At 71.5% G+C, this 13,140-nt stretch carries 12 protein-coding genes; 6 read left to right on the plus strand and 6 right to left on the minus strand.

Annotation, left to right across the window (positions count from 1 at the left end; translation table 11 throughout):
• Positions 1 to 27 precede the first annotated feature (27 nt).
• From AB0H64_RS26435 to AB0H64_RS26445, 3 genes are read left to right on the plus strand one after another with little or no spacing between them, the layout of a single operon-like run.
• On the plus strand, positions 28 to 1,299 hold the full coding sequence (locus AB0H64_RS26435) for an MFS transporter (protein ID WP_357629467.1): 1,272 nt from the start codon (positions 28 to 30) through the stop codon (positions 1,297 to 1,299).
• Positions 1,296 to 2,318 (plus strand): alpha/beta hydrolase, encoded by a 1,023-nt coding sequence (locus AB0H64_RS26440; protein WP_357629470.1) that lies wholly within the window; start codon positions 1,296 to 1,298, stop codon positions 2,316 to 2,318. The genes AB0H64_RS26435 and AB0H64_RS26440 overlap by 4 nt, the downstream gene beginning before the upstream one ends.
• Positions 2,318 to 3,493, plus strand: coding sequence for a tannase/feruloyl esterase family alpha/beta hydrolase (locus AB0H64_RS26445; protein WP_357629473.1), 1,176 nt, complete (start codon positions 2,318 to 2,320; stop codon positions 3,491 to 3,493). Before AB0H64_RS26440 ends, AB0H64_RS26445 begins: the two co-directional genes overlap by 1 nt.
• Before the next feature lie 6 nt (positions 3,494 to 3,499).
• Here AB0H64_RS26445 and AB0H64_RS26450 read toward each other — a convergent pair whose 3' ends face one another.
• Together AB0H64_RS26450 and AB0H64_RS26455 are read right to left on the minus strand one after the other, a co-directional pair.
• Positions 3,500 to 5,497: a glycosyltransferase family 2 protein gene (locus AB0H64_RS26450; RefSeq protein WP_357629476.1), complete on the minus strand. Its 1,998-nt coding sequence runs from the start codon at positions 5,495 to 5,497 to the stop codon at positions 3,500 to 3,502.
• A gap of 71 nt (positions 5,498 to 5,568) precedes the next feature.
• Complete coding sequence (locus AB0H64_RS26455; RefSeq protein ID WP_357629479.1) at positions 5,569 to 6,270, minus strand: lytic transglycosylase domain-containing protein; 702 nt, start codon at positions 6,268 to 6,270, stop codon at positions 5,569 to 5,571.
• 273 nt (positions 6,271 to 6,543) lie between these two features.
• On the opposite strand from AB0H64_RS26455, the gene AB0H64_RS26460 reads away from it, so the two are divergent.
• From AB0H64_RS26460 to AB0H64_RS26470, 3 genes are read left to right on the plus strand one after another with little or no spacing between them, the layout of a single operon-like run.
• Positions 6,544 to 7,218: a response regulator transcription factor gene (locus AB0H64_RS26460; RefSeq protein ID WP_357629482.1), complete on the plus strand. Its 675-nt coding sequence runs from the start codon at positions 6,544 to 6,546 to the stop codon at positions 7,216 to 7,218.
• On the plus strand, positions 7,215 to 8,651 hold the full coding sequence (locus AB0H64_RS26465; protein ID WP_357629485.1) for a HAMP domain-containing sensor histidine kinase: 1,437 nt from the start codon (positions 7,215 to 7,217) through the stop codon (positions 8,649 to 8,651). Before AB0H64_RS26460 ends, AB0H64_RS26465 begins: the two co-directional genes overlap by 4 nt.
• The gene (locus tag AB0H64_RS26470; RefSeq protein ID WP_357629486.1) at positions 8,648 to 9,211 is read left to right on the plus strand and encodes a hypothetical protein; all 564 of its coding nucleotides are present in this window, start codon (positions 8,648 to 8,650) and stop codon (positions 9,209 to 9,211) included. Before AB0H64_RS26465 ends, AB0H64_RS26470 begins: the two co-directional genes overlap by 4 nt.
• Before the next feature lie 15 nt (positions 9,212 to 9,226).
• On the opposite strand, the gene AB0H64_RS26475 is transcribed toward AB0H64_RS26470, so the two are convergent.
• The 4 genes from AB0H64_RS26475 to AB0H64_RS26490 all read right to left on the minus strand — a co-directional run bounded on the left by AB0H64_RS26475 (position 9,227) and on the right by AB0H64_RS26490 (position 13,062).
• Entirely contained in the window at positions 9,227 to 10,546 is a 1,320-nt protein-coding gene (locus AB0H64_RS26475) for a PhoH family protein (protein ID WP_357629489.1), read from the minus strand.
• 207 nt (positions 10,547 to 10,753) lie between these two features.
• Positions 10,754 to 11,515: an isoprenyl transferase gene (locus AB0H64_RS26480; RefSeq protein WP_357629490.1), complete on the minus strand. Its 762-nt coding sequence runs from the start codon at positions 11,513 to 11,515 to the stop codon at positions 10,754 to 10,756.
• Positions 11,516 to 11,570: 55 nt separating this feature from the next.
• Positions 11,571 to 12,092 carry a hypothetical protein gene (locus AB0H64_RS26485; protein ID WP_357629493.1) on the minus strand — a complete coding sequence of 174 codons (522 nt, stop codon included), beginning with the start codon at positions 12,090 to 12,092 and terminating at the stop codon, positions 11,571 to 11,573.
• A 142-nt stretch (positions 12,093 to 12,234) separates the two neighbouring features.
• Positions 12,235 to 13,062, minus strand: a complete 828-nt coding sequence (locus AB0H64_RS26490) for an amidohydrolase family protein (RefSeq protein WP_357629494.1) — start codon at positions 13,060 to 13,062, stop codon at positions 12,235 to 12,237.
• Positions 13,063 to 13,140: the final 78 nt, after the last annotated feature.

A 13,140-nucleotide genomic window follows, 5' to 3' on the forward strand; every position in this document is an offset into this window, starting at 1 on the left:
ATCCCCGTCACTCCCTAGCGTGACGGCATGGCCACTTCCATCAAAAGGGTCGTCGGCGCCAGCCTGATCGGCACCACCATCGAGTGGTACGACTTCTTCCTGTACGGCTCGGCAGCCGCCCTCGTGTTCAACAAGCTGTTCTTCCCCCAGGCCGATCCGCTGACCGGCACCCTGCTCGCGTTCCTCACCCTCGCCGTCGGATTCGTCGCCCGCCCCCTCGGCGGCCTGATCTTCGGCCACTACGGTGACCGGTTCGGCCGCAAGACCCTCCTGGTGGTCAGCCTGCTCATGATGGGCGCCGCCACGTTCCTCATCGGCTGCCTGCCCACGTACGCGACCATCGGCGCCGCGGCGCCGGTGCTGCTCACGGCGCTGCGGCTGGTGCAGGGCTTCGCGCTCGGCGGCGAGTGGGGCGGCGCGGTCCTGATCGTCTCCGAGCACGGCGACGCGAGCCGGCGCGGCTTCTGGGCCTCCTGGCCGCAGGCGGGCGCGCCCGGCGGCAACCTGCTCGCCACCGGCGTGCTGGCGATCCTCGCCGCCACGCAGTCGGACGCGGCGTTCCTGAGCTGGGGCTGGCGCGTGCCGTTCCTGCTGTCGGGCGTGCTGGTGCTGCTCGGGCTGTGGATCAGGCTGTCGATCTCGGAGTCTCCGGTGTTCCAGCAGGCCGAGCCGGAGGAGGCGGCGCCGATCATCGGCGTGCTGCGCCACCACTGGCGCGACGTGCTCATCGCCATCGGCGCGCGGCTGGCGGAGAACATCTCGTTCTACCTGATCACGGTCTTCGTCATCACCTACGCCAAGAGCACCGGCATCGCCAACTCGACCGTGCTCAACGCCGTGCTGATCGGCTCGGCGATCCACTTCGTCACGATCCCCCTGTGGGGCGCCCTGTCGGACCGGCTCGGCCGCCGGCCGCTCTACATCGCGGGCGCCGCCGGGATCGGACTGTGGATCTTCGCGTTCTTCCCGCTCATCGACACGGGCAACTTCCTGGCGATCACGCTGGCCGTCACCGTGGGCCTGATCTTCCACGGCATGATGTACGGCCCGCAGGCGGCGTTCTTCTCCGAGCTGTTCGGCACCCGGATGAGGTACACCGGGGTGTCGATCGGCGCGCAGCTCTCGGCGATCGTGGCCGGGGCGCTGGCCCCGCTCATCGCGGTCGCCCTGCTCAAGGACTTCGGCAGCTCCCTGCCGATCTCCGTCTACCTCGCCGCGGCGGCGGTGCTCACGCTCGTCGCCGTCTTCGCCGCCCGCGAGACCCAGGGCCGTGACCTGGCCGAGAAGGTCCGCGTGTGAGCGCCGCCCCGGAGCTCACGTCCATGAAGGTCACGACGCCGAGGCTCACCCAGCACGTCGTGACCGTCGGGGGCCGGGCCGGCGAGCCGGTCCTGTTCGTCCACGGCAACGTCTCCTCCTCGGCGTTCTGGCACACGAGCATGGCCGCGCTGCCGGACGGCTTCCGGCCGCTCGCGGTGGACCTGCGCGGCTTCGGCGACACCGACCCGGAGCCCGTGGACGCCACGCGCGGCCTGCGGGACTACTCCGACGACCTGCTGGAGCTGGTGGACGCGCTGGAACTGCCCGCCGTCCACCTCGTCGGCTGGAGCCTCGGCGGCGGCGTCGTGCTCCAGGCGCTGCGCGACCGGCCCGCCGCCGTCCGGTCGGTCACGCTGGTCAACCCGATCTCCCCCTACGGGTTCGGCGGCACCGAGGGCCCGGACGGCACACTGACCCATCCCGACGGCGCCGGGTCCGGGGCGGGGGCGGTCAACCAGGAGTTCGTGGCCCGGCTGCGGCGCGGCGACCTGTCGGACGAGGACCCCGCCTCGCCCCGGTCGGTGTTCCGCTCCGCGTACGTGGCCGGCCCGGTGGAGGACGAGGACCGGTACGTCGCCGCCATGCTCACCACCCGGGTCGGCGACGGCCACTACCCGGGTGACGCGGCCACCTCCCCCGCGTGGCCGGGCGTCGCGCCCGGCACCCGGGGGGTGCTCAACGCCGCGGCGCCCACCCGCTTCCGCCTGGACGACCTCCACGAGATCAGCCCGAAGCCGCCCGTCCTGTGGATCCGCGGGGCCGACGACGTCATCGTCTCCGACACCTCGCTGTTCGACCTGGCCCACCTGGGCGCCATCGGCGTGGTGCCCGGCTCCCCCGGCACGCCGGCGCAGCCCATGGTCACCCAGACCCGGGCCGTGCTCGGCCGCTACGGCCCGTACCGCGAGGCCGTGCTGGACAAGTGCGGACACAGCCCCCACCTGGAACGCCCCGACGACTTCCGGCGCCTGCTGGCCCGGCATCTCCTGGAGTCCTGATGCTCGTCGCCCTCACCCTCGTCGCGAGCCTGCTCGGCCCGGCGTTACCGGCCGCCCCGTCATCCGAGCGGGCCGGGGCGCTCACCGTGCCGGGCGCCGAGCGGGCCGTCACGGCCACGCTCGACGACCTCACCACCGCCGGCACCGCCCGCACCGGCCACACCGACCCCGCCGACTGGGCCGGCCTGCACTCGGCCGCCACCGTCAACCCCACCGGCGTCCCCGGCGTCCAGATCGACGGCTACTTCCCCGACACCTCCACCACCAACCCCACCCACGGCTGGAACCACGACGCCCAGTTCGTCATCAGGCTCCCCGAGCACTGGAACGGCGGCCTGGTCGTCACCGGCACGCCCGGCAACCGGGAGCAGTACGCCAACGACTTCACGATCTCCGACTGGGTGCTGTCCAAGGGGTACGCCTTCGCTGCCACCGACAAGGGCAACACCGGCCTGGAGTTCCACACCGACGGCCGCCGCCCCGGTGACGCCATCGCCGAGTGGAACGAGCGCGTCACCCAGCTCACGGTCGCCGCCAAGGCCGTCGCCGCCCAGCGGTACGGCAGGACGCCGCGGCGCACGTACATGGCGGGCATCTCCAACGGCGGCTACCTGGTCAGGTGGCAACTGGAGAATCGCGGGTGGCTCTACGACGGCGGCGTCGACTGGGAGGGCACGCTCTGGCGGGTCAAGGGCGACAACCTCCTCAACTTCCTGCCGGAGGCGCTGAAGGCGTACCCGGACGAGGCCGGGGTGCGGAGGGCGGGCTTCGCGGCCGGCTCGGAGTTCCTGTGGCCGTTCCACCGGAAGTACTACTGGGAGCTCACCCAGCAGCTCTACCAGAAGGAGCTGGACCCGGCCTACGACGGCGCCCCGGCCGACTACGACTACGACGCGCGCCGGCCTTACGCGGCGCTCGCGAAGATCGCGCTCACCGGGCGGATCACCAAGCCGCTGATCACGCTGCACGGCACGCTCGACTCGCTGCTGCCGATCGAGCGCGACTCGGACGTGTACGCGCGGATGGTGGGCCCGCACCGGCCCTTCCGCTACCACCGGGTGGAGGGCGGCAACCACCTCGACAGCCTGGTGGACGTCCACCCGGACCGGCTCAAGCCGATGCTGCCGGTCTTCCGCGACGCCTTCGCCGAGCTGGAGCGGTGGACGGGCCGGTAAGGAGCCTCACTCCTTGAGGTAGCGGTGCCTGCCCGCGCGCGCCAGCCGTACGAGGTGGCGGGCGAAGGGCAGGCGCCGGCCGAGCCGGTGCAGGGCCGTGTCGCGGCCGAGCGGCGAGCGGCGGGGCGGGGCCACGGCGGCGGTCGGGCGGACCATGGCCGCGCCGCGCCGGATCTCCAGCCCGAACCGCAGCCCGATCTCCTCCTCCGCGCTGCGCAGCGACGGCAGCCACCGGCCCGGCCCCAGCACGTCCGGCGGCGCGAACATCCGCCTGACCGGGAGCTTGGCCACGAGCTGGCCGGCGATGCGCTCCGTCATGCCCGGCTCGACGAGGGCGGGCGCGCTCACCTCGCGCGTCCTGCGCCCGGTGCCGCGCAGCACCAGCTCCAGCGGCGGCCCCCCGCTCGGCGGCACGTACGGCACCGGCAGCACCACGTACAGGCTGCCCTCCTGCCGCCGGACGGTGACGCCCGGCGAGACCAGGGCGATGGACTCGGCGAACGAGCGCGGCTCGACGGCCAGGCCCAGCTCGCCCTCGTCGGTCCAGCAGGGCACCACCAGGCGCGTCTTCGGCCGCTCGGCCAGCACGCCGAGGCAGTTGAGCGGCCCCTCGGGGCGGCGTACGCGGGCCCTGGACTGGTGCGCGCCGCCGTACATGCGGACGTGGACCTCCCACTGGCCGGACCTCAGCGGCCGGCCCATGGCGGCCTCGGTGGCGTCCACGCGGGCCTCGCCGACGATGCGCACGCGGGTGTGGCGGCGCCCCTCCGGGACGCGCTCGACCCGGTACGCGACCGGCAGGAAGTGGATGACGCCCGTCTCGGCGTGCCGGACGTAGACCTCGATGCGGGCTCGCTCGACCGCGGAGGTGACGTCGGTGACGCCGTCCGGGAGCAGCGAGGGGTCGACCGAGCGGGGCGGGATCCAGTGCAGCCGGTCGCCGTCGGAGCGGAAGACGGTGGGCCGCCCGTCGCCGCCCAGCACCTCGACGGTCAGCGCGAGCACGAGCACGTGACCGTCCCAGCGGACCTCGGTCAGGTCGGCGCCCAGCCCGGCGCGGCGGGTGGAGTTGGCCAGCAGGACGAGCTGGTCGAGCCGGCCTGCGCGCAGGAGCGCCGCCACGACCCGCAGGTGAACGGGCAGGTAGCGGTCGAGCCGCTCGGGGAAGCGCTCCAGCACCAGCTCCCTGAGGATGGTGAAGTGCATGCCCCGGTCGATGGAGGAGCCGGCGAACCTGCTGGTGAGGAACGGGCGCAGCGCGGTGGAGCGGAACCAGTAGGCGTACATGCGGTCGCGGTGCCGGCCCTCGCCGATGCAGGAGTCGATGTGGTCCAGCAGCTCGCCCAGCTCCGTCACGATCGTCCGCGGGTCCTCCTCGGGCTCGGGCCACTCGCCGAGATGGCAGCAGACCTGCTCGGCGAGGACGGCGACGACCTTGGCGTGGAGGTAGGCCCGCACGGAGAACGCCTGCTCGGCGATCTGGCCGCCCGGCGCGGCGAAGCCGAGCCCGTGCTGCTCCAGGAACGCCCTGCGGTAGAGCTTGTGCGGGGTGAGGAGGGAGAAGAGCCGGTCGCGCAGGATGTCGGCGCGGGCCCGGCTCTGCTGGAAGGCGCTCATGGGCGGCCCCGTGTCGCGGGCCAGCCGGCCGACCAGCACGTCGGCGTCCGTCTCCACGGCCCGCTCGTACATGCGTTCCAGCGCCTCGCGCTCCAGCCGGTCGCACTGGGACATCAGGTAGACGTACTCGCCCTTGGCCGCCGCGATGCCGACGTTGCGGCCCCGCATCGGGGAGCCGCTGTGCGGCAGGTGCAGGACGCGGACGTTGCGGCGCACGGCGGCGACGGTGTCGAGCCGCTCGGCGATCCCGTCGTCGGACCCGTCGTCCACGAAGATCACTTCGTAGTCGTCGGCCGGCAGCGTCTGGCTCAGGACGGAGCGCAGGCACGGGTCGGCCGTGTCACCCGGGTTGTGGACATCGACGATCACACTGACCTTCACAGCCATGCGGTCAGCGTGCGCCCGCCCTCATGATCGGACCCGGCGGCTTGCCGATTGCTGAGGAAAAGGATGACCTGTCAGTACCAACCCGTGGACTGCGAGTGTCCCCACGCGCCGCACGGCGTGCCGTAGCGGCCCTTGATGTAGCCGAGGCCCCACTTGATCTGGGTGGCGGCGTTGGTCTGCCAGTCGCCGCCGGCCGAGGCCATCTTGCTGCCGGGCAGGGACTGCGGGATGCCGTACGCGCCGGAGTAGCGGTTCATCGCCCGCTCGTTCCAGCCGCTCTCCTTCTGCCAGAGCCGTTCGAGGCAGCCCCACTGGTCGGCGCCGTAGCCGAACGAGGCGAGCATGGTCCTGGCGACGGCCTTGTTGCTGCCCGGTGAGGGGGTGCTGCCGGGCGGGAAGTTGGCGGGCGGGAAGCCGCCGCCGCCCGGGGCCTTCTTCTTGACCTCGACCCAGTCGAAGCCGGACGGCTTGCCGGCGCGTCCGTCCTTCAGCTTGTCGGCCCGGTAGGCCTGGACGGCGGCCTCCTTGAGCGCGTCGGTCTTGGGGTCGGACCCGCCGAAGTCGCCGCTGGCGATGTTGCCCATGTCGGTCAGCGACAGGGGGGTGCGGGGCGCGTTGGCGTTCTGGACGGCACGGAAGGCGACGTAGCCGCCGCCGCCCAGGACGATCACGACCGCCAGGCCGACGCCGAGCACCCGCTTGGGGGTCAGCCTCGAGGAACGGGCCGGTCGGCGTGCCGAGCGGGGGGTTTCGGGAGCGCGACGCTCACTCAACTGCGGACCTGGGCTCACGAGCAATGAGCTTGCCCTGTCCTGGGGGGTGGTCCGCAACCGAAACGGGACATTCGGCAGGACAACTCTGGCCCCACCAGCCACTTGGCGTGCCGTTTCCCGCATGGTGTGATTTTCGTCACACGTTACCGTGGCTTTCCGGTGCGCAGAGGCCGCCTATAGGCTGACGGGGGTTCTTTGTGGTCGTGTGCGTGACATGTCACAGTTCTATGACGCGCGTCAGATGCATCCCATATCTGGACGAATAATGTGCAGGTGGCCGGCATCCTCCTGATCGAAGACGACGCCTCCGTGCGGACAGCCCTGGAGCTGGCACTGACGCGGCAGGGACACTCCGTCACCTCCTACGCCACCGGCGAGGAGGGCCTGGACCACATCCGGTCGCGCCGGCCCGAGATCGCCATCCTCGACGTCATGCTCCCCGGCATCGACGGGGTCGAGGTGTGCCGCCGCATCCGCCGGCTCGACCAGCTCCCCGTGATCCTGCTCACCGCCCGCGGCGACGACCTCGACATCGTGGTCGGCCTGGAGGCCGGGGCCGACGACTACGTGGTCAAGCCCGTCGAGCCGCGCGTGCTCGACGCCCGCATCCGCGCCATCCTGCGCCGCGCCGAGTCGGCGGCCTCGGACCGCATCACGTTCGGCGACCTCGTGATCGACCGGGGCGCGCTGAAGGTCACGCTGGCCGGCAAGGAGATCCACCTGACGCCGACCGAGCTGCGGCTGCTGCTGGAGCTGGTGCGCCACCCCGGCCAGGTGCTCAACCGGCGCTACCTCCTGCGCGAGGTCTGGGACCACACGCACGTCGCCGACTCCCGCCTGGTGGACGCCTGCGTCCAGCGGGTACGCGCGAAGATCGAGCCGAAGCCGGCCGAGCCGGTGTTCATCCACACCGTGCGCGGGTTCGGCTACCGGTTCAACCCCCCATGATCAGGAACCGTCTCGGACGGCTGGTCAGACTGCCCATCGGCCTGCGCGCGCGGCTCGTCATCACGTTCACCCTGGTCGCCGTCACCGCCTCGGTGCTCGTCGCGACCATCGGCTTCGAGCTGGCCAAGAGCGCGCTGGTCGAGCGGGCCGAGGACACCGCCGTGGACGTGGTCAGCCGCGAGCTCGACCGCGTCACCTTCCCGATCGGCAGACTGCGGCAGGGCGAGGCGCCCCCCACCGCGCAGAACCTGGAGCAGCTCGGCCAGGCGCTCGACGGCCCAGGACGCAGCGTCGTCGTCGAGTACCGCGACCTCGTCTACGCCGACGGCCCGCTGACCATGGACGACGTGCCCAACGAGCTGTACGGCCGGGCCAAGCAGAACGTCGTCACCCAGCTCAGGGTGATCGGCAACGAGCTGTGGCTCGTCGTCGGCTCCGAGGTCTACCGGCGCGCCGGCACCACCGCCGAGCCGACCGGGCTGCGTACCTTCGTCTTCTTCCCGCTGCGTGACGAGCAGAGCCAGCTCGCGACGCTGCGCGGCAAGCTCACCCAGGGCGGCGCCAGCATCGTCGCCATCGCCCTCGTCGTGGCCCTGCTGTCGGCCCGGCAGGTGCTGCTCCCCGTCCGGCGGCTGAGCGCGGCGGCGCAGGCGCTCGGTCAGGGCCGGCTCGACACCCGCCTGCCGGTCCACGGGCAGGACGAGCTGGCCGAGCTGACCTCCCGGTTCAACGACGCGGCGGCGGCGCTGGAGCTGAGCGTGTCGGAGCTGCGGGCGCTGGAGGCCATGTCGCGCCGGTTCGTCGCGGACGTCTCCCACGAGCTGCGCACGCCGCTGACCGCGATGACGGCCGTGGCGGACGTGCTCAACGACGAGGCGGAGCGGCTCCCCGAGGACACGGCGCAGGCCGTCCGGCTCGTGCTCAGGGAGATCGAGCGGCTGCGCGAGCTGATCGAGCACCTCATCGAGATCAGCCGGTTCGACGCGGGCACGGCCACGCTCAACCTGGAGCCGGTCAACGTGTCCGACGCCGTCCAGGGCTGCCTGGAGGTGCGCGGCTGGGACGAGGACGTGCAGGTGAGCGTATCGCCGGGCCTGACGGTCAACCTTGACCCGCGCAGGTTCGACGTCATCGTGGCCAACCTGGTGGGCAACGCGCTCAAGCACGGCCACGCCCCGGTTCTGGTGAGCGCCCGGGGCACGGAGAACGGCCTGGAGGTGAAGGTGCGCGACCACGGCAAGGGCATCCCGCCCGAGGCGATGCCCCATGTCTTCGACCGGTTCTTCAAGGCGGGCGCCGGGCGGACCCGCAGCCAGGGCAGCGGCCTCGGCCTGTCCATCGCCCGAGCCAACGCGCAGCTCCACGGCGGCACGATCTCGGTGCGCCCGCAGACGCCGGGCACGCTCTTCACGGTCTGGCTGCCGCGCGCATGAGGGCCCGCACGGCACGGACGATCCCTGGCCGGGGCGCGCTGCGCCCACGCGGCGCACGGGGCGCCCTGGCGCTGCTGACGGGCGCCCTGCTGGTCCCTGTGTCCGCCTGCGGCATCTCGCCGACCGACGTGCGGGAGGTGGCCAGGCCGCCGACGGTCGCGGTGCCTCCGCCGTCCAAGACCATCTACCTGATCAAGGGCGGCAAGCTGACGCTGGAGCCGGCGGACGTCGAGTCGGACACCGTGGAGAGCCTCCTGACGGCCCTGTTCGCGGCCTCCACGCAGCCGCTCGGCGGCCGTGACACCGCGCTGCGCGGGTTCACCCTGGAGGGCATCGAGGACTCCCTCAACCCGATCCGGCGCGACGAGGTCAAGCTGCCCCGCACCTCGACGCTCACCGTGATCGTCAAGGGCGAGGGCACCCTGTCGCGGCCCGCCAAGGCCCAGATCGTGTGCACGGCCCAGCAGGACGCCGCGTTCGAGCAGGTCAAGATCGTCCACAGGTACGAGAACCGCCCCTCCAAGGTGGAGGGACGGTTCATCTGCGGCGACCTGAAGTGACCCGCCTGAGGTGACCTAGAGGTTGATGTCCTCCAGCATCTCCGTCACCAGGGCGGCGATCGGCGAGCGCTCCGACCGCGTCAGCGTCACGTGGGCGAACAGCGGGTGGCCCTTGAGCTTCTCCACCACGGCCACGACGCCGTCGTGCCGGCCGACGCGCAGGTTGTCGCGCTGGGCGATGTCGTGGGTGAGCACCACGCGGGAGTTGGCGCCGATGCGGCTGAGCACCGTCAGCAGCACGCCGCGCTCCAGCGACTGGGCCTCGTCCACGATCACGAAGGCGTCGTGCAGCGACCGGCCGCGGATGTGGGTGAGCGGCAGCACCTCCAGCATCCCGCGGTCGTGCACCTCCTCGATCACCTCGGGTGAGGTGATCGCGCCCAGGGTGTCGTAGACGGCCTGGCCCCACGGGCCCATCTTCTCGCCCTCGGTGCCGGGCAGGTAGCCGAGCTCCTGGCCGCCCACCGCGTAGATCGGCCGGAAGACGATCACCTTGCGGTGCTGGCGGCGCTCCAGTACGGCCTCCAGGCCCGCGCAGAGCGCCAGCGCGGACTTGCCGGTGCCGGCCCGGCCGCCGAGCGACACGATGCCGATCTCCGGGTCCATCAGCAGGTCGAGCGCGATCCGCTGCTCGGCCGAGCGGCCGTGCAGGCCGAACACCTCACGGTCGCCGCGCACCAGCCGTACCGACTTGTCGGGCAGCACCCGGCCGAGCGCCGAGCCCTTGTTCGACAGCAGCCGCAGGCCCGTGTGGGCGGGCAGCTCCCTGGCCTCGTCGAGCTCGGCCGAGCCCTGGTCGAAGAGGGTCTGAACGTCCTCGTCGGTCACCTGGATCTCGGCCATCCCGGTCCAGCCCGACTCGACGACCAGCTCGGCGCGGTACTCCTCCGCGGCCAGGCCGATCGAGGCCGCCTTGACCCGCATGGGCAGGTCCTTGGACACCAGCACGACGTCGCAGCCCTCGGCGGCCAGCGCGCGGGCCACCGTGAGGATGCGGGTGTCGTTGTCGCCCAGGCGGAAGCCCACGGGCAGGATGGTCGGGTCGCTGTGGTTGAGCTCCACCCTGATGGTGCCGTCCCCCGCCGGCATCGGCTCGTCCAACCGGCCGTGTCTGACGCGCAGGTCGTCGAGGTAGCGCAGGGCCTTGCGTGCGAAGTAGCCCAGCTCGGGATGGTGCCGCTTCGCCTCCAGCTCCGTGATGACCACGATCGGGAGGACGACCTCATGCTCGGCGAAGCGGGTCATCGCCGCCGGGTCGGCGAGGAGCACCGAGGTGTCCAGCACGTACGTGCGCTTGCCGGACTGGGTGGACGGGTTGCTCGAGGACACTGCCACACGTTCTCCCCCGGGCGCCCCTGGCGGGGGGCACCCTGCAGACGAGGTGGGAATCGGACCGGACCCGTGTCCTCGGCCGCGACGTGCCGGCGACGCCGAATTCCGGCCCCCTCGGCAAGTCTTGGCGCAAGGACGGGGCCCTCTCCGGAGTGTCCGGCCTGTGACCGGACACTTCCAACGTTACGTCTTGGATACCCAGATGTCGGGTCAGGAACCGTAACGCCGGTGCCTCGCGGCGTAGTCGCGCAGCGCCCGCAGGAAGTCGACCCTGCGGAAGTCAGGCCAGTAAGCCTCGTGGAAGTAGAACTCGGAGTGAGCGCTCTGCCAGAGCATGAAGCCGGACAGCCGCTGCTCGCCCGAGGTCCGGATGAGAAGGTCCGGGTCGGGTTGGCCGCGAGTGTAGAGATGCTCCGCGATGTGCTCCACATCGAGTACCTCGACGAGGTCCTCGATGCTGGCCCCCTTGCTGGCTTGCTCCTGGAGGAGTGAGCGCACCGCATCGGCAATCTCACGTCTTCCTCCATACCCAACTGCAACGTTCACAATCAGGCCAGGACGGTGCGATGTCTCTTCTTTCGCGTTTTTCAGGACATTGGCGGTCCTGTCGGGGAGCAGATCGAGCGCCCCGACCGGGCTGATCCGCCAGCCCTGCTCCACGAGCTCCCGCGTGACGTCCTCGATGATCCGCAGGAGCGGCTCCAGCTCCTCGCTGGGCCGGTTGAGGTTGTCGTTGGACAGCATCCACACCGTGACCACCTCGACGCCGGACTCCCGGCACCAGGTGAGCAGCTCGGAGATCTTGTCCGCACCCTTGCGGTGGCCCCTGGAGACGTCGCGCATGCCCATGGCGCGTGCCCAGCGGCGGTTGCCGTCGATGATGACCCCGACATGCCGGGGGACGCTGTCCTTGGACAGCTTGGCCTCCAACCGGCGTTCGTACAGCCGGTAGACCAGGTCGCGCAGGCCCACGGAGTCCCTCCCCAGCGGTGCTGTGCCTTTGGTCGAATGACCTAACAGGCAATTATCACCGCGTTTCGCCCGTGCCTGCTCCCTCATTGGGATTCCTGGTGAGATCTTCGTCCGGACGACGGGGCGTCCGCCGTCTCGGCGCGGTCGTCGCGAGGCAGCCGTCGGCCTCGGCCACGAGCGCGTGCACGAAGCTCGCGAGCTCCGCCGAGGTGAGCACAGCTCGCATGCCGACACCGCCCGTGCCCCACGCCTCGACGAAGGCGCGGCGCGTCAGCCGCCATCGCCCGGGCCGGCCACGCCCGGGCACCCACAGCGGGATCGTGCGGAGCTGGCAGCGCAGCTCGCCTCCTCCCACCACGGATGACCTCGTACGATACCGGAACACGAACAGCTCGCTGTCCGGGTCCTCGTCGGGGAAGCGGTCATCGGGGTCCGGCCACCGCCCGGCCGCCCCGCGCCCCGCGCGGGCCTCGTCCACGCCGTGCGCCAGCCGTCGCAGCAGCCAGCCGCACCGCTCCCCCACGACGCCGTACGGCGTGCCGTCGCGTGCCAGCTCCAGGGTGACCTCGTAGGGCATGCCGACGCTGTCCGTGCACGCGACGGGCGTGACGGTAAGGAAAGATCCATCGACGCAGCGTAGTCCCCCCACATCCGCAGCTTATCCACCCCAAAGTTCCCTAAACCCAAGAAAACGCCCAGCCATAATGCCGGACGGAAGATCACTCGAATGCGTAAAAACGCCGCGCTGTTTCCCCCAGCACGAGATCCCGGTCCGTGCCTCCCAGCAGCGACGACGTCACCTGCCAGACCGTCCCGTAGTCGGCGGCGAGCAGCGCCACCGGCCAGTCGCTGCCGGCCATCAGCCGCTCGGGACCGAAAACCTGCACCGCGTGGTCCACGTACGGCCGCAGGTCCTCCACGGTCCAGCTCTCGTGGTCGGCCTCGGTGACGAGCCCGGACACCTTGGCGTACACGTTGGGCAGCTCCGCGACCCGCGCGATCTGGGACGCCCACGGCTCCCAGAGGTGCTCCCTGACGCGCGGCTTGGACAGGTGGTCCACGACGACGCGCAGCGCGGGATGGCGCTCGGCCAGTGTGACGACGTGGTCGAGGTGCCGGGGCAGCTGGGACACCATGTCGAAGGTCAGCCCGGCCTCCGCCAGCAGACCGAGCGACTCCAGCACGGTCTCCTGGACCACCCAGTCGGGGTCCGGCTCGTCGTGGATGAGGTGCCGCACTCCGCGAAACTTCGGATGTCTGGCATAGCGCTCGATGGCCGCGGCGGCCTCGTCCGGCCGGGTCAGCGGCACCCAGCCGACCACCGCGGCGACGAAGTCGTGGGCGTCGGCCAGCGCCAGCAGGGCGTCGTTCTCCTCGTACGAGTCGGCCGCCTGCACCAGCACGGTGGCGTCCACCCCGGCCGTGGCCAGCTCGGGCGCCAGGTCCGCCGGCCGGTAGGTGCGGTACAACACGCCGTGCTCCGGCGTCAGCCACGGGTAGGAGCCGGTCCCAAGGTCCCAGAAGTGCTGGTGCGCGTCCACGATCACGCCCCAAAACCTAGGATGTCTCGCCCCGCCCGGCAAGGGGCCGCATGATCACGCGGCCGGCCCGTCGCCGTTGACGGG

Origin of the sequence: Nonomuraea sp. NPDC050733 (genome assembly GCF_040654215.1) — a bacterium.
Classification (GTDB): domain Bacteria; phylum Actinomycetota; class Actinomycetes; order Streptosporangiales; family Streptosporangiaceae; genus Nonomuraea.